The 20,877-nt window shown below is 66.3% G+C and carries 24 protein-coding genes and 3 pseudogenes; 4 read left to right on the forward strand and 23 right to left on the reverse strand.

Annotated features, from left to right (window positions below; translation table 11 throughout):
• Positions 1–23: 23 nt before the first annotated feature.
• The 5 genes from HGB39_RS38740 to HGB39_RS16820 form a co-directional block, all read right to left on the reverse strand.
• Complete coding sequence (locus HGB39_RS38740; protein ID WP_005562340.1) at positions 24–434, reverse strand: Fic family protein; 411 nt, start codon at positions 432–434, stop codon at positions 24–26.
• Positions 435–667: 233 nt separating this feature from the next.
• Positions 668–1,594, reverse strand: a complete 927-nt coding sequence (locus tag HGB39_RS16805; protein ID WP_005562342.1) for a metal ABC transporter permease — start codon at positions 1,592–1,594, stop codon at positions 668–670.
• A 6-nt stretch (positions 1,595–1,600) separates the two neighbouring features.
• Positions 1,601–2,338, reverse strand: a complete 738-nt coding sequence (locus tag HGB39_RS16810) for a metal ABC transporter ATP-binding protein (protein ID WP_005562344.1) — start codon at positions 2,336–2,338, stop codon at positions 1,601–1,603.
• On the reverse strand, positions 2,335–3,261 hold the full coding sequence (locus HGB39_RS16815) for a metal ABC transporter substrate-binding protein (RefSeq protein ID WP_005562346.1): 927 nt from the start codon (positions 3,259–3,261) through the stop codon (positions 2,335–2,337). Before HGB39_RS16815 ends, HGB39_RS16810 begins: the two co-directional genes overlap by 4 nt.
• A gap of 410 nt (positions 3,262–3,671) precedes the next feature.
• Complete coding sequence (locus HGB39_RS16820; RefSeq protein ID WP_005562349.1) at positions 3,672–4,844, reverse strand: epoxide hydrolase family protein; 1,173 nt, start codon at positions 4,842–4,844, stop codon at positions 3,672–3,674.
• 103 nt (positions 4,845–4,947) lie between these two features.
• Here HGB39_RS16820 and HGB39_RS16825 point away from each other — a divergent pair, with 103 nt between their 5' ends.
• The gene (locus tag HGB39_RS16825) at positions 4,948–5,535 is read left to right on the forward strand and encodes a CGNR zinc finger domain-containing protein (protein ID WP_043787672.1); all 588 of its coding nucleotides are present in this window, start codon (positions 4,948–4,950) and stop codon (positions 5,533–5,535) included.
• Here the strand turns inward: HGB39_RS16825 and HGB39_RS16830 are convergent.
• The gene (locus HGB39_RS16830; protein ID WP_043787674.1) at positions 5,528–6,169 is read right to left on the reverse strand and encodes a hypothetical protein; all 642 of its coding nucleotides are present in this window, start codon (positions 6,167–6,169) and stop codon (positions 5,528–5,530) included. The genes HGB39_RS16825 and HGB39_RS16830 overlap by 8 nt on opposite strands.
• 234 nt (positions 6,170–6,403) lie before the next feature.
• The gene (locus HGB39_RS16835) at positions 6,404–7,795 is read right to left on the reverse strand and encodes an NAD(P)/FAD-dependent oxidoreductase (RefSeq protein ID WP_005562355.1); all 1,392 of its coding nucleotides are present in this window, start codon (positions 7,793–7,795) and stop codon (positions 6,404–6,406) included.
• Between the two features lie 158 nt (positions 7,796–7,953).
• On the opposite strand from HGB39_RS16835, the gene HGB39_RS16840 reads away from it, so the two are divergent.
• A complete protein-coding gene (locus HGB39_RS16840) occupies positions 7,954–8,499 on the forward strand; it encodes an Lrp/AsnC family transcriptional regulator (protein ID WP_005562356.1) in 546 nt (181 codons plus the stop codon).
• Between the two features lie 52 nt (positions 8,500–8,551).
• On the opposite strand, the gene nrdH is transcribed toward HGB39_RS16840, so the two are convergent.
• The 14 genes and pseudogenes from nrdH to HGB39_RS16910 all read right to left on the reverse strand — a co-directional run bounded on the left by nrdH (position 8,552) and on the right by HGB39_RS16910 (position 16,656).
• A complete protein-coding gene (nrdH, locus tag HGB39_RS16845) occupies positions 8,552–8,779 on the reverse strand; it encodes a glutaredoxin-like protein NrdH (protein WP_005255123.1) in 228 nt (75 codons plus the stop codon).
• 817 nt (positions 8,780–9,596) lie between these two features.
• Entirely contained in the window at positions 9,597–9,941 is a 345-nt protein-coding gene (locus tag HGB39_RS16850; protein ID WP_005571631.1) for a GvpL/GvpF family gas vesicle protein, read from the reverse strand.
• Positions 9,928–10,337, reverse strand: a pseudogene (locus HGB39_RS16855) (gas vesicle protein). The gene HGB39_RS16850 and the pseudogene HGB39_RS16855 overlap by 14 nt, the downstream one beginning before the upstream one ends.
• Positions 10,334–10,624: a gas vesicle protein GvpO gene (gene gvpO, locus HGB39_RS16860; RefSeq protein WP_005571627.1), complete on the reverse strand. Its 291-nt coding sequence runs from the start codon at positions 10,622–10,624 to the stop codon at positions 10,334–10,336. The pseudogene HGB39_RS16855 and the gene gvpO overlap by 4 nt, the downstream one beginning before the upstream one ends.
• A 7-nt stretch (positions 10,625–10,631) precedes the next feature.
• Positions 10,632–10,883: a gas vesicle protein GvpG gene (locus HGB39_RS16865; RefSeq protein WP_005571625.1), complete on the reverse strand. Its 252-nt coding sequence runs from the start codon at positions 10,881–10,883 to the stop codon at positions 10,632–10,634.
• A gap of 4 nt (positions 10,884–10,887) precedes the next feature.
• Positions 10,888–11,397 (reverse strand): annotated as a pseudogene (locus tag HGB39_RS16870) (GvpL/GvpF family gas vesicle protein); the annotation flags it as partial.
• A 68-nt stretch (positions 11,398–11,465) separates the two neighbouring features.
• The gene (gene gvpJ / locus HGB39_RS16875) at positions 11,466–11,834 is read right to left on the reverse strand and encodes a gas vesicle protein GvpJ (protein WP_054248390.1); all 369 of its coding nucleotides are present in this window, start codon (positions 11,832–11,834) and stop codon (positions 11,466–11,468) included.
• Entirely contained in the window at positions 11,831–13,111 is a 1,281-nt protein-coding gene (locus tag HGB39_RS16880) for an SRPBCC family protein (protein WP_168442933.1), read from the reverse strand. The genes gvpJ and HGB39_RS16880 overlap by 4 nt, the downstream gene beginning before the upstream one ends.
• Before the next feature lie 5 nt (positions 13,112–13,116).
• Positions 13,117–13,809, reverse strand: coding sequence for a hypothetical protein (locus HGB39_RS16885; RefSeq protein WP_005568184.1), 693 nt, complete (start codon positions 13,807–13,809; stop codon positions 13,117–13,119).
• A 449-nt stretch (positions 13,810–14,258) separates the two neighbouring features.
• A complete protein-coding gene (locus tag HGB39_RS16890) occupies positions 14,259–14,819 on the reverse strand; it encodes a hypothetical protein (protein WP_246859964.1) in 561 nt (186 codons plus the stop codon).
• Between the two features lie 517 nt (positions 14,820–15,336).
• Complete coding sequence (locus HGB39_RS40510) at positions 15,337–15,630, reverse strand: hypothetical protein (protein ID WP_005568179.1); 294 nt, start codon at positions 15,628–15,630, stop codon at positions 15,337–15,339.
• A gap of 75 nt (positions 15,631–15,705) precedes the next feature.
• On the reverse strand, positions 15,706–15,861 hold the full coding sequence (locus HGB39_RS16900; protein WP_005257862.1) for a DUF6131 family protein: 156 nt from the start codon (positions 15,859–15,861) through the stop codon (positions 15,706–15,708).
• Between the two features lie 63 nt (positions 15,862–15,924).
• On the reverse strand, positions 15,925–16,110 hold the full coding sequence (locus tag HGB39_RS16905) for a CsbD family protein (RefSeq protein WP_005257863.1): 186 nt from the start codon (positions 16,108–16,110) through the stop codon (positions 15,925–15,927).
• 81 nt (positions 16,111–16,191) lie between these two features.
• The gene (locus HGB39_RS16910) at positions 16,192–16,656 is read right to left on the reverse strand and encodes a hypothetical protein (RefSeq protein ID WP_005257864.1); all 465 of its coding nucleotides are present in this window, start codon (positions 16,654–16,656) and stop codon (positions 16,192–16,194) included.
• Between the two features lie 188 nt (positions 16,657–16,844).
• On the opposite strand from HGB39_RS16910, the pseudogene HGB39_RS16915 reads away from it, so the two are divergent.
• A pseudogene (locus HGB39_RS16915) lies at positions 16,845–17,396 on the forward strand (TetR/AcrR family transcriptional regulator C-terminal domain-containing protein); the annotation flags it as partial.
• Positions 17,397–17,542: 146 nt separating this feature from the next.
• Here HGB39_RS16915 and HGB39_RS16920 read toward each other — a convergent pair.
• Positions 17,543–18,394: a hypothetical protein gene (locus tag HGB39_RS16920; protein WP_247607432.1), complete on the reverse strand. Its 852-nt coding sequence runs from the start codon at positions 18,392–18,394 to the stop codon at positions 17,543–17,545.
• Positions 18,395–19,632: 1,238 nt separating this feature from the next.
• Between HGB39_RS16920 and HGB39_RS16925 the strand changes: the two genes are divergently transcribed.
• On the forward strand, positions 19,633–20,616 hold the full coding sequence (locus HGB39_RS16925; RefSeq protein ID WP_081276469.1) for a magnesium transporter: 984 nt from the start codon (positions 19,633–19,635) through the stop codon (positions 20,614–20,616).
• 47 nt (positions 20,617–20,663) lie between these two features.
• On the opposite strand, the gene HGB39_RS16930 is transcribed toward HGB39_RS16925, so the two are convergent.
• On the reverse strand, positions 20,664–20,846 hold the full coding sequence (locus HGB39_RS16930; protein WP_005257869.1) for a hypothetical protein: 183 nt from the start codon (positions 20,844–20,846) through the stop codon (positions 20,664–20,666).
• Between the last annotated feature and the right edge of the window lie 31 nt (positions 20,847–20,877).

The following is a 20,877-nucleotide window of genomic DNA, read 5'->3' on the forward strand; positions in this document are numbered from 1 at the left end:
GATAAACGGCGGCGGGCGACACGTCACGTTTCCGCCGGCGGATCATTCGACAGCAACTGGGCGAGTATCCCGGCGTCGACCAGGCGGTCGATCGCGATCTGCGCGTTGGCGCCGGTCACCCCGAGAGTGGATGTGACGAGCTTGTTGTCGACGACCGGTTGTCGAAGGAGCAAGTCCACCAACCGGTGTGCCGTCGCGCCGCGCCGCGCCGTCACACGGGTGCGCCAGTCGGCTCGAACCGCTTCCAGGTCTTCAACGAGGGTGCGGCCGTTGGCGACCGCACCGAACGATGGCTCTGCGATCGACCGGACGACCGGCTCGACGTTCCCGGACCGGTACTCGCCGAGCGCGTCGCAATACTCTGCGGTGTCGTGTAGGAGGCCCGCGGACACCGGAACGGCAACGCTGCGGGTGAGCTGTCCGCCGCGCAGCATCGCCTGGATCAGGGCGCGTCCGACACGCCCGTTGCCGTCCAGGCCGGGGGATGGTTTCGAACTGCGCGTGCGCGACCGCTATCTGCGCGATCACGGGCACATCGACGCGGTTGGCGAAGACGATCAAGTCGTCGATCAGTTCGGGAACCCGGTCATGGTGCGGGGGGACGAATTGCGCGGTGTGCGGTCCGAGGCTTCCGCCGCCGATCCAGACCTGCTGCTGCCGCCATCGACTACGACTTCGGTTCCGGCGCCCAATCGCGTTCCGCGTGAATCTCGGTGTTCCTGTGTTCGTCACGTGGTGTCCGGCGTCGCCGGGACGCGGTGATCCGGCGACCGATGATTCCGTGCTGGGGTGCGAACAGATAGACCAGCGCGAATGCCGCGCCCTGGGACAGCACCACCATGCCGCCGCTGGCGGTATCGAGGTGATAGCTCAGGTACAGGCCGATGACGGCGCAGGCCGCCGAGATCGCCGGGGCGATGACCAGCATCCGGTGGAAGCTGTCGGTCAGCAGGTACGCGGTGGCCCCGGGAATGATCAGCATCGCGACGACCAGGATGACGCCGACGGCCTGCAGGGCCACCACCGCCGTCAGGGCCAGCAGCCCCAGGAGCGCCGCCCCCAGCAGGCGCGGGTTCAGGCCGATCGCGTGGGCATGGGTGGGGTCGAAGGCGTACAGGGTGAAGTCGCGGCGCTTGACGATCAGTGCGATGAAGACGAAGGCCCCGAGTACGGCGATCTGGACGAGGTCGGAGCGGCTCACACCCAGCAGGTTGCCGAAGATGATGTGGTTGAGATCGGTTTGGCTCGGGGTGACCGAGACCAGCACCAGCCCGAGCGCGAACAGGGTGGAGAAGACGATGCCGATCGCGGCGTCCTCCTTGACGCGGCTGGTGTCGCGGACCACCCCGATCAGTGCCACGGCCAGGAATCCGAAGATCACCGCGCCGATCGCGAACGGGGCGCCGACGATGTAGGCCAGGACGACGCCGGGCAGGACGGCGTGTGAGACCGCATCACCCATCAGTGACCAGCCGATCAGAACCAGCCAGCACGACAGCACCGCGCAGACCACGGCGGCGATCAGGGTGGTGATCAGTGCGCGGACCATGAAGTCGTAGCGCAGCGGGTCGACGAAGAAGTCGATGACGTCCATTGATTCTCAGGTCCTTGTCATCACGTCGAGGCCGAAGGCGGCCGCCAGGTTCTCCGGTTGCAGCACGACCGTCGGGTCGCCGTGCATGAGGACGGTGCGCATCAGCAGGATCGCCTCGTCGGCCAGGGTGGGCAGTGCGTGCAGGTCGTGGGTGGAGACCAGGATCGCCGCGCCCGCGGCGGCGAGTTCACGCAGCAGTGCGGTGATGGTGGCTTCGGAGCGTTTGTCGACCCCGGCGAACGGTTCGTCGAGGAGAAGGATGGTGGCGCCCTGTGCGATTCCGCGGGCGACGAAGGTGCGTTTCTTCTGGCCGCCGGAGAGTTGCCCGATCTGCCGGTCCGCCAGTTCGGTGAGTTCGACGCGTTCGAGGGCGTGGTCGACGGCCTCGCGGTCAGCTCTGCCGGGCCGCCGGGTCAGCCCCATGTGCCCGTAGCGGCCGGTCATCACCACGTCACGCACCGAGAGCGGGAACGTCCAGTCCACGTCCTCGCTCTGCGGGACGTAGCCCAGCACACCGGTCTTGCGTGCCGCGGCGGGCGCGGTGCCGTTGATGCGGACCGTGCCGGAGTCGGGTTTGACGGTGCCCATGATCGTCTTGAACAGGGTGGACTTTCCGGAACCGTTCATGCCGACGAGGCCGCAGACGCGTCCGGGGTGCAGGGCAAGTGAGACCTGGTCGAGCGCAAGGACATCGCCGTAGTGGACGGTGACGTCCTGTACCTCGACGGCCGGCTGGGTGGTCATGATTGCTGCCCGTTCAGTGCGGCGGTGAGGGTGTCGGCGTCGTGCCGGATCAGATCCAGGTACGTCGGCACGGGCCCGTCCGCCTCGGACAGCGAGTCGACGTAGAGGGTGCCACCGAACGCGGCGCCCGTGGCTTCGACGACGCGTTGCATCGGCGCATCCGACACCGTGGATTCGCAGAACACCGCCGGAACCCGATTGTCCTTGACGAACTCGATCGTCGACGCGATCTGCTGGGGCGTGGCCTGCTGTTCGGCGTTGACCGGCCAGATGTACTTCTCGGTCAGCCCCGCGTCCCGGGCCAGGTACGAGAAGGCTCCCTCGCACGTGACCAGCGCCCGTTCGTTAACCGGCAATGCTCCCAGCTCGGCGACCAACTCGTCCTGCACCTTCTGCAACTGCGCCTTGTAGGCGTCGCCGTTGATGCGATAGTCGGCCGCATGCGCGGAATCGAGTTCGCTGAACGCGGCGACCATGTTGTCGACGTAGATCTGCACGTTCAACGGTGACATCCAGGCGTGCGGATTCGGTTTGCCCGCGTAGGCGTCCTCGCCGATGGCGATCGGCTCGACGCCGTCGCTGACGACCACGTGCTCGACGTCCACACCGTCGACGAACTGGGCGAACCACGCCTCCAGGTTCATCCCGTTGTCGAGAATCAGGTCGGCCTGGGCTGCCTTCTTGATATCGCCCGGGGTGGGCTCGTATCCATGGATTTCGGCGCCCGCCTTGGTGATCGACTCGACGGTCACGTGTTCACCGCCGACGTTCGCGGCGATATCGGCGAGAACGGTGAACGTCGTCAACACCACCGGTTTGTCGTCCGCCGGCCCGTCGCTCGTCCCGCACCCGGACAGCATCAGCGCCGCGGCCAGCGCTGTCAGTGCTGCGGCAGCCGTCGCCGACCGTCGTCGCACACCCACCTTGAAGCCCGTTGTTTTCACTGTCGAATCATAATGTTCGGCTCGCCGAAATCGCAAGGGTGACGCCCACGCAACGCCGTGAGATGCCGCAGTCCGGTGGTGAGGGCCCTGCCAGCGGCGGGGGAGATGACCACTGGCAGGGCCTCCGCAAACCAGTCCGCAGGTGCTCGTGATCCGGGTAGTTCTACGGCGAAATCGGGGTTCGCCGGCCGAGCTGAATCCGCCGCGCCACGGGCGGCACCTGAGCACAGGGGGCAAGTGCCCCAAGCGATCAACCCGGGCACACCACGACGGGGAAGAAGTCCATGAAGCTACCGCAGAGGTTCTCACCGAGACTCCACGCCGCGCAGGGCATTCGGCGCACAGCTCGAATCCCCGGACTAATTCCGAGTCCCCGCAGCCAGCCGCGTTCACCGATCAGCGGCCAGCACTGCCGCGAGGCCTTCTTGTAGATCCTTGACGAAATACTCGGGAACCTCCAGCGACGGGAAATGTCCCCCGGATTCGGGCGACCTCCATCGGACGATGTGCCGGTACCGCTCCTGCGCCCAGGGGCGCGGACACTTCTCGATGTCGCGGGGATACATGGTGATTGCCGAGGGGACGTCGACCCGAAGTTCGGGGTCGAGCGAGTTGTGGCTTTCGTAGTAGATGCGGGCCGACGATGCGCCGGTCCGCGTCAGCCAATACAGGGTGACGTTGTCAAGAACGCGGTCTCTCGAAATCGCCTCGAACGGGCTGTCTTCGGTATCTGTCCACTCGGCGAATTTGTCGAGGATCCAGGCAAGAAGCCCGACCGGTGAGTCGACGAGCGAGTAGCCGATGGTCTGCGGGCGGGTCGCCTGCTGCTTCGCGTACGCCGCGCGGTGGCGCCAGAATTCGCGGGTTTCCTCGGTCCATGTGCGCTCGACCGCCGTCAGCCCGTCCGTTGTCAACCCGGGCGGTGCCTCCGCGAACGTTGTGTGGATGCCGAGAACGTGCGCCGGGAACCTGCCGCCGAGGACGGTGGTGATATTGCCTCCCCAGTCGCCGCCTTGGGCTGCGAACCTGCTGTAGCCGAGCCTTCCCATCAGTTCCACCCATGCGGCCGCGATCTTTTCGGTTCCCCATCCGGTGGTGGCCGGCTTGTCGCTGTAACCAAAGCCTGGTAACGACGGCGCCACGACGTGGAACGCCGGCGCGTCTGCATCTTTCGGGTCTGCCAGCTCGTCTACTACATCGATGAACTCGGCAATGCTGCCTGGCCAGCCGTGCGTCACGATCAGAGGAGTGGCATCTGCGCGCGCGGATCGGCGGTGCAGGAAGTGGATTCCCAGATCATCAATTGTCGTGCGGAACTGGCCGATACGGTTGAGGCGCTCTTCGAACGACCGCCAGTCGTACCCGGTGCGCCAGTAGTTCACGACATCGACGAGGTCGGCGAGAGGAACACCCTGTTCCCATCGGCGAGGGTCGGGCGCGGCGCGATGGACCGTCTCGGCCTCCGGTAGCCGCGCCGCGGCTAATCGCGCGCGCAGATCATCGAGGTCAGCGTCAGTTGCGTGGGCTTCAAATGCTTGCACGCCGCTGGTTGGACGGGGCATGAGACCTCCTGGCCATCGCGGAACCGGCAACGACCAATCGTGAACCGGCTAAGACGGTTCTAGCATGCCCGAGAGCCGACGTGCAACCTGCTAAGGTGGTTCCATGCGCGCTCGATTCCCTGACTTTCGTCTCGGAAACGTGCTGGCAACCAGCTTCACGGCGACTCTGACGGAGCGTCGTGGCGACGCCGTGGAGCGCATTCCGACGCCGCAGCGACTCGTCGACTGGCTGGCAGTGAACGGCCTGGCCGTGGAGTCCTGCACCACCGCCCAGCTCGAACTCGCTCGGGAACTGAGGGAATCGATTCACGCCGCCGCCACAGCGACCGCGACCCAGGACGCCCTCCCTGCGTCTGCCATCCACACCATCAATGACTGCAGCATTCGGGGTCGGGCCGCGGCGATCCTGACGCCCGAGGGCAATCGTCAATGGCGACTGAGCTCGACTACCTGCGTAGAAGACGCCCTGAGCGTGATCGCCGCCGACGCGATCAGCATCATCGCAGGCGAACGAGACGGGAAAATGGCCTTGTGCGCATCGCCAACCTGCCAGGCCGCCTTCTTCGATACCAGTCAAAGTCGCACCCGCAAGTGGTGTGACATGAACACGTGCGGGAATCGTCAGAAGAAGGCGCGCTTCAATGCCAACCAGCGCAAGAACGGGACTGCCGCACGAACGGGTGTCATCTGATCCGACTGGGCGGCGTCTCACCTCGGGCCCGCCCGATCGTGGGCGCGAGCCGCCACAATCCTGCGGCGGCGAGAACATGCCACAGCGCGTGCCCCTGCAGGACACTGTTCGGTCGGCAGATCGACGTCCGGTCGCCGATGGTGCCGAGTAGAGCGCCGGACGCGAGAAGCAGCACCGCGACGATGGTCGCGCGCCGCAGTTGCGGACGGATGCGGGCGCGTTCCAGACCGAATCCCACGGCGATCGCGGCGAGCATTGCCTGCACGATCGTGGATACCGTCGGGCCGGCCGCAACGGCGGGAATCATCACGACCGGGACGACGAACCACCACACCGGCGACAGTCGACGGCCGATCCGGTCGGAGGCGGCGTCGACGGCGATGTAGGTGAGCAGTGTCGCGATCGGGATGTCGTGTGCGTAAGCCTGCCACGGCGGGTTGGGTCCGTGCGCAACGAGCGACCCGGCGCCGACTGCGACGACGAGCAGACCGTAGGTCACGGTCGGTGCGCCGTGCGGACGACGTGCGACGACCGCGAGGCCCGCAACTACGAAGGCCAGGCTGGTGACAGCGGCGGCCGGCTGCCCGATGAAGCCTGCGTCTCGATACAGCTCGCAGGCGTTCGCCAACATCATGGATGCTGATCCGTCAACGCCCATTCTTCGAGGTTTCCAAAGCGACCCCTCCGGCCGCAATCGCGGTCGGCGTGATCGCGCCACGATGCACACATCTGTCGGACTACACGGCCGCGCCGGCAGGAGGGGTGGGCTGACAATGCCTGGATCCGCCGGTGGGTGAGGGGAACACTCGAGGTGGTTGAGCGTCGTTGCCTGGGGACTCGGGACGACCAGGCCCAAGTCGGTGTTGCGTCAGCTCGCGCGCGCGACGTCGGCTTCCGTGTCCTCGAGGCGGCGTTCGAGGTAGTGCAGCTGCGCGATCGCGTTGCGGGCGGTGATCTGCTGGTGGGTGTTGGTCAGTTGACCGCGCCAGGTGCCGAGGAAGGTCCAGGCCCACGAGAGCAAGGTGGCGAGGCGGCTGCGGAAGCCGACGACATAGACGACGTGCACGGCCAGCCACATGATCCACGCGAGGAAACCGGTCACCTCGAGGCCGCCGATCTCGGCGACCGCGTTGAATCGGCAAATCGTTGCCATCGAGCCTTTGTCGCGGTACCGAAAAGGGGTCCGTTCCGGTACCGGGCGCCCCTTCGCTGCCGCGGTGACCTCCGCGGCGATCTGCTTCGCGGCGTAGCGGCCCCCTTGGATCGCGACCTGGGCGACGCCGGGGAGACGATCGCGCGACATCATGTCGCCGACAACGAACACGTTCGGATTGCCCGGCAGGGTGAGGTCTTCGTCGACGGCGACCCGACCGGCACGGTCGATGTCGGCACCGGACTGTTCGGCGAGCCGGCGACCGAGGGGACTCGCTGCCACTCCCGCGGACCAGACCTTGCAGACGGACTCGATGCGGTGCTCGGTGCCGTCGGCATCGCGAACGGTCAGTCCGCCGGCGTCGACGTCGGTCACCGACGCACCCAGCCGTACCTCCACACCCAGCTTTTCGAGGGTTTCCGCCGCCTCGGAACCGAGGTTGTCTCCGAACGGCGGCAGTACCGCCGAGGCTGCGTCGAGCAGGACGATCCGTGCATCCCGCGGATCGAAGTTGGAGTACGCCCCGACGAGCGTGCGGTATGCGAGCTCGGCGATCTGGCCGGCCATCTCGACGCCGGTGGGACCGGCGCCGACCACGACGAAGGTGAGCAGGCGTGCCCGCTCCTGCGGGTCGGTGGTGACCTCTGCCTGCTCGAACGCGCCGAGGATCCGGCCGCGGAGTTCGAGGGCGTCGTCGATCGTTTTCATGCCGGGTGCGTGTTCGGCGAAGTGGTCGTTGCCGAAATAGGACTGCTGAGCGCCGGCGGAGACGATGAGGCTGTCGTACCCGGTCACCGTGGTCTGTCCGAGATGTTCGGACGTCACCGTACGTTCGGTCAGGTCGATGGTGGTGACGTCTCCGAGTCGGACGGCGGCGTTGGCCTGGTCCTTGAGGATCATCCGCGTCGACGGGGCGATCTCGCCTTCGGAGAGGATGCCGGTGGCAACCTGATACAGGAGCGGTTGGAACAGGTGGTGGGTGGTGCGGTCGATCACCGTGATGTCCACGTCCGCGCGGCGGAGGGCTTTGGTCGCGAACAACCCGCCGAAGCCAGATCCGATGACGACGACGCGGTGACGCGCGGGCGGTGACTGGTGGTTGCTCATGGTGAGCCTTTCCGATCACGCCCAGGGGCGACGATCTCGGTGTCGGGGAGACGGGGGTGTGTTCGCTTGCGACCAGAAATTCGACCAATAGGCATCAATAGTGAACAAGCGGCGCAGAGAATCCAAGGTTGGGAAACAAAATTCTTTAGACTGAGCCGATGAAGAAGAATGTTCCGAGCAAGCCGTATTCGGAAGGCTCTGTATCGAACGATGTTCGGGCGGGGGCGCCGATCGATGACATCGACCGGATACTCCTCGATCAACTCTCGCGGGACGCACGTACCCCGAACAACGCCCTCGCCGCCCTCGCGGGCATCGCCCCCTCGACCTGCCTGGGCCGCGTGCGGTCCCTGATCGACCGCGGAGTGATCCGCGGCTTCCATGCCGACATCGATCCCGCCACCCTCGGCAGGGACCTGCAGGCAATGATCGCAGTTCGAGTGCAAGCCAACGCGCGACAGCATCTCGGGCAGCTCGCCGAGCAACTCGCCACCCTCGACGAGGTGCTGAACGTGTACTTCATCGCCGGTGCCGACGACTACCTCATCCACGTCGCCACCGCGAGCAGCGAGGAGCTGAGGCGCTTCGTCCTCGACCACCTCAGCGCGCATCCCGCGGTCGCCTCGACCGAGACCATCCTGATCTTCGAGCACGTGCGTCCACGACATCGAGCGCCGGGGACCGAGCACTCCTCGGGCCGCTGAGGACCTCCCCCATGGGCGCTGCGTCGTTCCAGGGCGCCGAGGCCCGCACCTGTCAGGCTGCGGCGAGCGCTTTGATGCGGTCGGGTCGGAAACCTGCCCAGTGGTCGTCACCGGCTACGACGACGGGGGCCTGCCGGTAGCCGAGACCCCTCACGTAGTCGTGGGCGTCGGAGTCTCGCGTGATGTCGACGATTGTGTAATCGAGCCCCTCGTTGTCCAAGGCACGGTAGGTGGCGGTGCATTGCATGCAGGCTGGTCTGCTGTAGATCGTGATGGTCAAGGTGCGCTCCGCTCCGTGTGTGGTGTGACGGCGGGGGACCGGAAGCATATGCGCTCCGGCCCGGGTTCGCGCGGTGCGACGGAGGTAGCGACAGTCCTTCACACTGATCGAACATAAGTTCGACTATCTGTTATGGTGACCGTTCGGTGCCAGTGGCGGTGTAGGGAAGACTCCGTCGCTGGCACCGTCAACGAGGCCGGAAACTGCGAGTAGCGTTGCTGCTCAAGGGTTATCGGCTCGTAGTGACGGGCTGGTTCAGTCACGAGTTCGCGTGCGGATCGGTTTGCAGACTCTCGGGTTTTCGGAGTGTCTCGGATCGCCGGGGCAAGGTCTGGTCGTTGAGCCGTGCTTCCCGGGCATTCTCGTGGGCAGCTATTGCTTCCTGCCAGTCATGATCGGTCACGGCGGCGTGCTCGCGGGCGGCTGGGGGAGTGGTACGCCGGGGTGTGCTGGTGTGTTGCGGGGCTTCCTTGACCCCGCCGGGGGGTTCGGTTCCGGCGGGGTACCGGGCCACCGCGCGATGGGCGCGGCAACACCATCAACGGTAGCGGTGTGGTCGGCGGCGTGCTTGTTCACACCTGACGAGAGGGTGCAGCTTGCCGGGACGCATTCCGGCATGCGCATTCGAGATCGTGGACCTGCGCGCCTGAGCGCAGTCGATCCGGGCAGATCACGTCAGAAATCTTCTGCCAGGTCACACAGTCGGCCACGGCATTGTGGGTCCGCGGGCGATATCTCCACCTACGGTCATCTCGGTTATTCGTTGGACAGCAGCGGATCCAGCGGTCCGAGAATCTGCTGCAGGACACGGCGGCCCTCACCGGTCAGGGCGTCCAGCTCGGCCGGCTCGCGCCACGTCGGCCACGAGGTAGGTGCCGTTGAAGATCATCCACTGGCGTTTACCGGTGATCGCCGGATCGGTCACCTGCTGCCGTTCGTCGAGCAGGGCCCGAATCCGGTCGTCGTCGAGGTACAGGGTGGCCAGGCGCAGCGGGCCTTCCCCGAACTCGCTCAGGCTCACCGATCCCACCACCGCCGCCAGGCCCGCCGAGCTCACGGTTCGGACCGGTTCGCCAGCCACTCCGGTCACCCCGGCCAGTTGTGCATCGTCGATGCTCTCGGAGGTGATGCCATACAGCCACACCCCGTCACTCGCGGTCATCGTTATCGCCTCGCCGCCTGCCCTCCACCTCGATCGGCGTACCCGCCTCCACCTGGGGACGCACCGACCGGTCGGACTCGAGTGCGGCAATGCGCTCCTTGAGTTTTCGATTCTCGAGCTCGAGGTCGCTGCTCTTGCCGGTCAGCCATGGATCGTTCTCCCACCAGTTGTTCCCGCCTCCCTCGCCGTCTCGAGCGAGGCGATGACCAGCCGCACCTTGATCGTCAGCAGTTCGATGTCGAGGAGGTTGACCTGGATGTCCCCAGCGATCACCAGACCCTTGTCGAGTACCCGCTCGAGGATTTCCCCGAGATTCGTCGACTGGTGTCCGTCGCCGCCCAGCCCCCCAGCGGGACTCTGCGGGAGGCGTCCGGAGTTGCCGCCGGAGAGGGTCATGACTGCCCGCCCACGCTGTAGCCGGCGCCGCGGCTGTAGCGGCGAGTTCTGCGGTAGGACAACAACTCTCCGTCCAGATCCAGCACCACCTCATACAGGGCGAGCATGTCCGTCGTGGACGGGATGCGCCGATCCTCGACAACTTCCACTTCCACGGTCCACCCGTCGTCGGTCGGCAACACCGACGTCGCACCCAACGGTTTCTTGCCCGTCAGCTGGGTGATGACCCGCAGCGCGAGCGCGGCGATGTCCTGCGCCGGCAGGGGCGGTGGCAGCTCCCGCGCCATGACCTTTTCACTCCCTCTCCGGAGTGGTGGGCTGAGCCGTTCCGGTCATTCGGTCCAGGATCGCCTGCTGCGCCTGCTCTTCCTCCTCGGCGGAAATCTCACCCCGCTCGCGGGCGTCGTCCAACTCCTCGAGCGCGCGGCGGGCGCTGGCGGGATTGTGGAGTTCCTCCTCGACCTGTCGCTGAATCAACTCGGCCAGCGAGATCACCCCGCGCACCGGCGCGAGCGGCAGCGTGACGATGAACGACAACAGTCCCATCGCCTCAGCCCTCCGGTGTCGGGGACACCACGAAGTCGTAGGCGGCGAGCGGGCCGAGCAGCCGCATCTCGACCCGGCCGTCCCACCGCTGCGCCAACGCGCCCACCACTTGCTCGAGCTCGTCCTGCCGGGCGACCTCGACCAGGACCGCCACCTGCGCGGCATCCTCCTCGTGGGTGGGTTCGCGGACGTTGACCGCGTCGGCCAGCGAGTCGAGTGCCTCGACCACCGTGGCCGTATCTTCCTCTCGCTTCGCGACGATGGCGTTGGCCACGATCTCGCCGAGGGCCATCCGGGCGTCGCGGATGGTGGCCTCCGGCTGGTCGCGGATCGTGTCGCGCAGTGCGCTGGCCCGCTCGTTCTCGCCGATCACTTCCCACAGGATGGCGTGTTCGACGCAGCGGCCCTTCACCACGTATTGGGCCTTACCCGCGAGTTGCTCCATCGCGGCGGCGAACTCGTCGGCGTGCGCGGTGAGCAGTTCGTCCTTCACCGCGTCGGTGTCGGGCACGATGCCCTAGACGTAGATGCCGGTGGTGCGCGGCTGTTCGGGCGCATCGGTGGCCTGGTTGGACGTGGACATCATCTGTCCCCTCTGCTGGATTTCCGCGAAACGCGCTCGGGCTCCTCTTGTCCGCCGCCGAGGAGGTCACCGAGTTTTTCGCCGGCGGCCTCGAGCGCGCCCTTGGTCTTCGGCTTGGCACCACCTTCCGTCACGGACCCCACCAGATCGGTCAGGCCCTTGGGTTCGCTGCCGATCTCGAGCCGGTTCACCGCCTCCGCGAACCGCAGATACGTGTCGACGCTGGCGACGACGATGCGGGCGTCGATGGTCAGCAGTTCGATACCGACCAGCGAGACGCGCACGTACGCGTCGATGACCAGGCCCTTGTCGAGGATGGTGTCGATGACGTCGGCGAGGCTGCTCGAGCTGGGCCCGCCGGTGGTCACCGGCGGGCTCCGCGCTTCGCGCCGGCCGACTTTGTGGCCGCGGTCTTGCGCGGGCGGCCACGGCGTGCCGGTGCCGGCGGTTCACTCGCGGCCGCGGTCTTGCGCGGACGGCCACGGCGTGCCGGTGCCGGCGGTTCACTCGCGGCCGCGGTCTTGCGCGGACGTCCGCGGCGTTTCGGCGCGGGTGCCTCGGCCTCCTCGTCGACCGCTTCCTCGCCCTCGCCCTCGTCCTCTTCAGCCTCGGGTTCCTCGTCCTCGCCCTCGTCCTCTTCAGCCTCCGGCTCCTCGTACTCGTCTTCCTCAGCCTCGGGCTCCTCCTCAGTCTCGTCTTCCTCAGCCTCGGGCTCCTCGGTCTCGTCCTCTTCGCCCTCGTCCGGTTGCGTTTCGTCCTGCTCGTCTTCCGGTTCCGTTTCGTCCTGTTCGGGCTCGACTACCTGGCCGTCCCGGATTTCTCCGCGCCAGCCCTCGAGGTCGTCGGGATGGAGGATTGTCTGTGTCATGGCGTGGCGTGCAAAGTGTTTCAATTCGAGCCGTGCTCGTCGTCCCTGTGCACGCCAGAGGTTTCCCGTCTTCTCGAACAATCCCTTCGGGTGATACTCGAGGATGAGGACGATGCGGGTGAGATCGGGGGTCACCTCGTGGAACGTCACCGCCCCGTCGATGAAACCTTTGGCGCCCTTCGAGCGCCACACGATCCGCTCGTCGGGAACCTGCTCGAGGATCGTCGCTTCCCAGGTTCGGTGCGACAGGAAGATCTGCGCTTTCCATTCGAGCTTTTCGTCCGATTCCTGTTCGACCCGTTCGACCTTTTTCATGAACGACGGGAAGTCGGCGAATTGGGTCCATTGGTTGTAGGCCAGCTGGACCGGGACTCCGACGTCGATCGTTTCGACGATATTGGTCAATTTCAGCTTCTTGCCTTTTCCGCTACCACCACCGCCCCCGCCGGTGACGGCCTCCTTGACGTCGGAGGCTTTGTCCTTGACCATCTGCTTGGCGCCCTCCCACCAGCCGCCGCCGGTGTCGGACTTGTCCGGCGACTCATCGTCATCCGTTTTCTCGGAACCGGTGAGTGCGGCGAGCAGCCCTCCTTCACCGCCGCTCTCGGCGTAGTCGGTGAGCCGACCGGAGGTGTTCGACACCTTGTCCGAGACCGACGACAGTGCCTTCTCGGCGACCGTGCCGAGCAGCGTCTGTATCGAGTCCTGCAGCACGCTCGACGCGCCGTGCCCGTCGCCCGGTACGGCCCCTTGTAGTTTCTTCGCGGCGTTCGTCATCGCCGTCACCTCCGTGCCCGTCGGACGGGCGCGGAGTCCGTCGTTGCCTTGGCCCGTGTCCTGCGTTTGCGGGCCGGAGCCTCTTCGTTATCGTCGTCTTCGTCTGACTTCGTGGTCCGCGACCTGCTCGCGGGCCGGGTGCTGCTGGTGCTCGACGCGCGGCGGCGCGGCGTGGGCCGCTTACGTGGGGCCGGCTGTTCGTCGGCCGCTGCCTCGTCTTCGTCCTGCTCCTCGAAGTCGTCGGCCGCGTCTTCCACGCCGGGGGAGTCGTCCTCCGGCTGTTCGTCGGTACTGGGCTGCTCGTCGTCGTCCCGCGAACGAGTGCGCTTCTTGCGGCCGAATCTGCCCACCTTGGTGACATCACTGACGTTGTCCGGGAGATCGCTGACGGTGCCCGTGATCTCCTGGCCGCCCGATTGGAGCCGGTTGCTCAGCGAGTCGATGCGCTGGCTGGCAGCGGTGACCGCTGCGGCCTTCGCCGCGCTGACTAATTCTCCCCGGACCGTGTCGCCGAGTTTGGCGACTTCCGGGGAATTCGCGAGCATCTTGGTGCCGAGTGTGAGCAGCTCCCGCGGCCCGCCGCGAAAGCGCCCGGTCGTCCCGGCCCCGGCGAGCATCAGTGCCAGCTTCATCCGGCGGGTGCGGCCTAGCAGATAGCCCGCACCGATCGCGGCCGCCACCTGAGTCTTGTTGTTCATTATTGAACCCCTTTTTGCCGAGTAGTCACCTAGCACCTCTCGCCAACCTCGGAGATGTGTCGCAGGACCGTTTTCGGTGATGTGCCGCAAGACCGTGTGCATGGTAGGGGTGCGCATTGTCGACTACCCCAACCCGGCAACGCTCAATCACCAGCACAACCACTGTTCGGGCCGACTTCACGGACACCCGTTTCTCGGTTGCGCAGAAATTCGATGTTTCCGGCCTCTCCCGCAGCGACCGTGATGAAGCGAGACGCCTCACGCGGGTGGACCTCTCGAAGAGATTGCTGTGCAAGGCATTAAGCACTGTGCGGTGATTCCGTGAGGGTTCGTCGAGCAACGGAAGATCGCTGGTGTTCACTGGTTGCGCAATGCCGCGATGAATTTTTTCTGTGGAGCGTCGTGTGCCGCCCGCTCACGAAATCGGTCCTGCCCACCCGCCGATCAGGTCAGTCTGCGGCGGCTGCTCGCACCGCCGCGACGATCGCCATGACAAGCAGGGCCAGCAGCAGGACCACGAGCAGCACCGGCCCGAGGAGGAGTCCGAGGCCCAGGAGGAGAATCAGGGCGATCTTGGCCTTGGTGCTCAATCCGGTGACCAGACCTTTGATCGCGGCCCACACCGGATTCTTACCCGTCAGGGCGGCGCGAACGCCTTCGAGTCCGGCTTGCATGCCCACCCCGCCGTGCGCGACCTCGTCGACGAGGGTTTCGATCCACTCCTGGATCTTCTGCTTGATCTTTTCCGTCAGCATGGCGCCACGGTCTCGCGCCGTCTCCAGTAGCTGGCGAATATGGGTTTTCAGCCATTCGATGGCGGCCTCGACCGACCGCAACACCAGGCCCGGGGTGGTGTCGGAGGGCCCGCCGCGGTTGGTGTCCTTCGCTGACGAGTCCGGTCGGCGTGTGCGATTCGGGGCGGTGGACCGCGGGTGCGCGGCCGTGCGGGACCCCGCACCTCGGGGATGCTTGCGGGCCGCAGGCTTCGCGGTGGTGGCCCGCACCGGCACACGCCCGGAGGGTGCGGCGCGTCGCCGACGGGGTGCGCCCGAGGAAGATTCGCCGGTGGCGTCCGTTCGCGTTCGTCGTGGCGTCGGTTCCGCCCGCCGTGGGCCACTACGCCGGGAGGTGGCCGCAGTCGATGTCGTCGCCGCCGGCCGCCTGCGCGGCAGCCGCCCATTCTCGGTTGTGATGGGCGTCGTGGACCTTTTCGTCGTCGTGGATGTCCGGGCCGCCGGCTTGGTTGCGGTGGTCGCGGTGGGGTTGTCGCCGCCGGCAATCGTGCCGTGGCCGACTGTGCCGCCTCGGTGCGAGGGTGTCCGGCCGCCCGTTCTTGCTCGTGCAGCCATACACTCAAACTACCCCCGGGAGGCGATCCCCGGGAACCGGATTGGGCACCGGAACACTGCACCCCCGGGGAGCACGGGCGTTGGGATGACCGAGACCGAATATCGACGATCGGCGGTCGCGCTCGGTTGAGCGGATCGTTGCCCGAACACTGATCTGTTCGAGGGAAATGTTGGAACGTCAACCAAAATCCGTGGCGGGAACACCATTCCACAGCAATTCGGTGACGTCGTGGAAGCAGACGAGTGTCACCGGGTCGTCCCGGCGCCCGAGCACCGACTGGGCTGACGAAGGCGCGAACGGTGGAACCGTGGTCCTGCTGCCGTGGATCACCAACCGGGCCGCGGCATCCGGGACGGCCGCGTACTCCGCCGCACCATCGGCTTCCAGGGGGTAGCTGGTCAGTTGGTCGCTGAGCGCCTCGACGTCCGCGTCGGTGAGGTGCGCGTATTCCTTGATGTCGGATATCGCCATGGCGTCCTCCAGGTTCCGGACGAGCCCCGTCCCGGAACGCTGGGGTGCGCACGTCCGGTGCGGCTTCGGACCGGGTCAGTAGTAGTGGCGTCGGCCCGCAACCGCGTGGCCGGTCATGCCCATGATCTCGAGGACCACGCCGATGACGATGAGCGCGATACCGACGTACAAGAGGACGGGGATGCCGGCCACCGCGCCGATGATAGCGAGGATGATGCCGAGAATGATCATGGCGGCGACCTGATTTCGGGATGGAAACTGGGGGATTGGGGGATCGGACCGTGTGTGAGCGGGTCAGTGTTTGAAGGGGTGCCTGATCTTCTGCTTGAACTTGTCACCGGTTTGCTTGGCGTTGCCCTTGGCCTGCTCTGCACTCCCCTCGGCTTCCATGCGTTCATTTCCGAGGGCCTTGCCGACCGTCTTCTTGGTTGCGCCCTCGGCGGTTTCGGCCTTGTGCCGAAGCTTCTTCACGATGCTCATGGCGGTGCTTCTTCTCTCTTGGGTGATCGGACGGCGCGGCTGCGGCGGCCGATGTCAGTGGGGCCCGGTGCCGGGGCGTCGTCAGCGTGCGACGTCATGGGTGGTGGGGGACCCAGTTGTTCGGTGGCCGAACGGGTGCCGCCAGTCGCGTCCCCCGGCGGGCCGGTGACCGCGATCGACACCGTGCGGTGACGCGTGGGCGGTGTCCGGGTCCGCGGCGACCATGTTGCGCTGTTCGGCGAGGCGGTCCCGATCCTGGTACGCATCGGCTGTTTCGCGGCGGGATTCGGTCAGGTCGTGGCGGGCGATTCGGCCGCGCCGGGAGGTGCGCCGGGCGCCGGCCAGTAACAGGCCGAGCCCGATGAGCCCGACCGCGCCGACGACGATGCCGTAGAGGAAGAGCGTGCCGGTGGAACCGGTGACGTGATAGCCGAACACGGCGAACCCGTCGGTGAGGGCGTGGCCGTCGCCGCTGTTGCTCAGCACGCCGGTGAGTCCGACGATCACGGCGGCGAGAAGGACGATGAGTCCGAAGATGATGATCATGACGGCCTCCAGTGGCCCACGGTGTATTACCTAGCCAACGCCGCATTCACCCTCGCATCAACAGCGTAGAACTACGGCTTAGCGCTACAGCGAAATGGCGTAGGGAAGGGGGTAGTGATGGCCGATGTGCCCGCTCCTCGCGCGACCCGACCCGGCCGTGGGCGCGACCCCGGCGGTGATCCGATCACCCGAGCAAGGCGGCGCTCCTCGACGCGCTCGCCGAGCGTGTCCTCGAACAACTCGAGGTCGACATCGGCGACGTCGACTGGGCCACCCAGCTGCGGGAGGTCGCGCGGGGCTTCCGCCGGTTGGCGCTCGCCCATCCTCAGATGGTGCCGCTCCTGGTCACCCGGCCGTTGTCGACACCGCTCGGGCTTCGGCCGCTGGGCACCTTGCGTCCCCTGGAGGATATTCTCACGTTGCTCACCCGGGCCGGCTTCACTGGCGCCGATGCCCTGCACGTCTATCGGGCGTTGTTCGGCTTCCTCCACGGTCACGTCCTCAACGAACTGCACGAGCTCGTCGAACGACCCGACGAATCCGACGACCTCCTCCGTCTCGGACTGCACCGCCTACCGATCGGCGACTTCCCCCTCCTGCGGGGCCTCGCGCCCGTACTGGCGTCGTACGACGGGGCCGCCGAACTCGAACGCGGCGTCGACATCCTCCTCGCCGGTCTGACGGCCACACTGACCCAGCCCGACAGCCCGACCCCGCGCCCCCGGGAACCGGTGAACTGAACCCCTCCGTCAACCGGCGGACCGGTTCCGTTCTGAACCCCGATGCGATCCGGGTCACCCGGGAATCTCGATGCACGAGGGCATTGCCCTCATTGACGGGCCGCCCTATGAGGTTGATTTCCGCAGCTACGCCAAACCCGTTTCCGCTACCGATCACCTTTCGGCGTTGTTGCGGTCGGCGGCGACTGCTTACGAATCGTCGAGCGGGTGGGCGTGATCCGCCGCAGATGTGCCCAGCCCCTGGACGGCTGTGGTTGGTCTTCGTCCTCGCCCGTGGTCGCGTTGTGCGGTTTCTCCTCGTCTCGTACGTCCGTCGGACGCTTGTGCGCCTTGACCGTTCCCTTCCTGCGCGCGGCTGTGTCCGGTCGTGCTTCCGGTGCGGATTCGTCCCGGGACTCTTCCGCCGAGTCGCTGGGCGTCGTGATCCGTGGTTTGCGCCGTCTGCGCGGCTTCGGCTGTTGTTCCTCTTGGACCGACTGAGACGAAGTTGTTCCCGTGCTCGAGCGTCCCCGGGTCGCCCGCCGCCCCGGTGGGGCGGGTTCGACGCTCGTCGGGGCGTCGGATTGCCCGTCCTCGTCTTTTCCGTGGTCCAGTTCCTCGTCGACGGTGGAGTCCTCGGCCTCCCGCGGGTGGGTGTGCCCGCGACGGCCGATCCTCTTCGCCCCGGCGACCAGGTGCCCGCCGCCGGACACGACGTGCGCGCCGCGCGACCGGAGGCGGCCGCGGAACGAATCGACGTGGTCGCTGGTGGCCTCGGCCGTGGCGGCCGCCGTGTCGAGTAGCTCGCCGCGAACCGAGTCGCCGAGTTCCGCGATCTCCGGAGACGCGGCGAGGAACTCGGATCCCTGTGCGAGCAGATCCTCAGGCCCCTGGGGGGACCGCCCGCCCGCTCCGGCGATCTTCATTGCCATCTTCAACTGGTGTGTGCGCCCCAGTAGGTATCCGGCGCCGACCGCTGCGGCGACCTCAACTTTTGTTTTGGTTCTGATGATTTTCATGATCGAACCCACTTGCTGTGTGTCGTCGGCACGCACTGCGCCGGGCGTCGGGAGCATGTGGAACTATGGCGCGTCGGTGCGCGCGAGGCGTATATCGTGACTACCCCGTTTCCCCGGTCCCCAATCGCAAAACTCCGTCGGAAGCCCGCTGGGGGGAGGTGTCATAGCCGCCCAGAGACTCGGTGGCACGCTATCGGTATGTGCGGTCGCTCAGCATCGACGGTAAGCCGGAAAACGCTGCTCGAGCCCCTCGAGATCGTCCCCGAACGGGCCGACCCCGAGATGGCGACGGACTGCAACGTGGCGCCCCACGAAGACCTCCCAGATCCTGATCGCGACGACGAGCAGCCCAAAGGCAGCTACGCAACTTCACATGGGCACTTCTACCGAACTAGCAAGTCGACCCGGGGGGCAGGTCGACAAGCGACTGCTCAGGGAACAGTGCCTGCCCGAGGGCTATCGGCTCGATTCCGACAATCGGCGCGGGGGAGAAGCGACGGGATACGGCCTGCACGAAGCCGCGGTGTGTTGAGCGCGATGTCGTCCCGGCCGCCGGTAAAGGTCGGTGGCAGCACGTGCCCGTGACTTCGTGTCAGGTTCCTCGCGAGCGAAACCGGTGAATTCTCGACGAGGATGTCGCGGCCGGCTCGGCCGGATGTTATCCCGTCCAAGCGGTTCTGGTCGTCGCGTCGTTCGACACAGAGATCGCCGGTGGCGCGGCGCGGCGGAGGATGGGCGGGCCGGATGGGCCCGGCATGTTGCGGGGGCGGCCCCAGCGATCCACTAGTTGACATAATGTCGATTATCGGCGAAAAGTGGCGTTTTGTCGCCGCAGGTCAGACCCGGATTCGGCCTGCCTCTATACCCAGAGCCTGTTCTGCGACTGCCTGGTGCCCGGGTCCGTCCGGCGCTCGTTCGTCACCCATTCGGCTCGGTGCGTCGACGTCGAACCGTCGCGGCGCGATGCGTCCGTCGGCGTGCTGAATAATATTCACGTCGCCGGATGTGCGGCGCCGGACCGCTAAGGCCAATTCGGCGTCGTCGCCGAGTGGTCGACTCTTCCGAATGAATGTTCAGTTTCGGGTGTCCCCTCCTCCCGCCCACCCTCCTTATTTCGTCACTGTGACGTAATGACGGCGGCTTGGTTCATATGGAATGTGACCTGTGTCGGATAACGCGCGCCCCCATGCCGTGCCAGGATCGAAGGGCATTCACAACACGTTCGGAAAGGTGTGCCGGTGTCCGAATTGCTGGCCTTCGACGATGAGCCCGAACCCAGGACCGCGCTCTGGCACGCCTGCATGCGGGTTCCGACCGCCGCCCCGGGCGACTCGGTGACGGCCGTACTGAGCGATATGGCCACCAAGCGATACGACTGCGCTTCGGTCGTCGCCGTACTGGTCGCCGGCCGGCTCGTGAGTGTCGCACCGATCGAACGTATGTTCGGTGCCCCCGGCTGTGCGGAGCTACGCGACGTCATGGATCCGAATCCGCCCGCGGTCCGACCCGATACCCACCAGGAACGGGCCGCGTGGCAGGCGGTTCAGCACGGGGAGCCGGGGCTGGCGGTGGTCGATGACGACGGTCGGTTCCGTGGTCTGATAGCGCCACAACAACTTCTCGCGGTGCTGCTCCAGGAGCATGAGGAGGATCTCTCACGCCTGGGTGGCTTCCTCCATTCGGTCGAGACCACCCGCGAGACGAGTGTGGAGAGCGTGCGGCGCAGGCTATGGCACCGTGTTCCCTGGCTCCTCGTCGGATTGCTGGGTGCCATGGTCTCGGCCGTGTTCATGGCGGCGTTCGAAGTCACTCTCGAAGCGAACGTGGCCGTCGCCTATTTCATACCCGGAATCGTCTATCTCGCGGACGCGGTGGGGACGCAGACCGAGACCCTGGCGATCCGTGGCTTGTCCGTCGGAGTGGGAATTCGACGTATCGTGCGGCGCGAAGCGCTCACCGGTCTGTCGGTGGGTGCGCTCCTCGGAGCCGTGATGCTCCCGGTCGTCAGCCTGATGACCGGTGACACGATGCTCGCGGTCGCGGTGGCCGCAGCGGTTCTCGCCGCGAGTGCGATCGCCACTATCGTCGCCATGGTGTTGCCGTGGCTCCTGCAGCGACTCGGCAAGGACCCGGCATTCGGCTCCGGTCCACTTGCGACTGTCGTACAGGACCTGCTGTCGATCATGATCTATTTCGCGGCCGTCACGGCGCTCGTCGGTTAGATGCCCCTGCCCGAACCTGCAGCGAGGAGGCGGGACACCGAAAGCGCCTACCCTGCAAGGACCTTGAAAACGTCGTAGACCATCCACGCCGGCCAGAACAACCCTTGGATGATCGCGAGAACATACTCCCAGAATGCGTCCGCCTGCTGCCAGAACCACACCCAGGCTCCGAAGATGCCCAGCGCGTAGATCGCTCCGCCGCCCGCGGCGCCGGTGTTGCCGTCGCTCATGGTCACATACCTTCCCCAGGCCGAAGTGCGT

The sequence above is a fragment of the Rhodococcus opacus genome, from assembly GCF_012396235.1.
GTDB classification, from domain to species: domain Bacteria; phylum Actinomycetota; class Actinomycetes; order Mycobacteriales; family Mycobacteriaceae; genus Rhodococcus_F; species Rhodococcus_F opacus.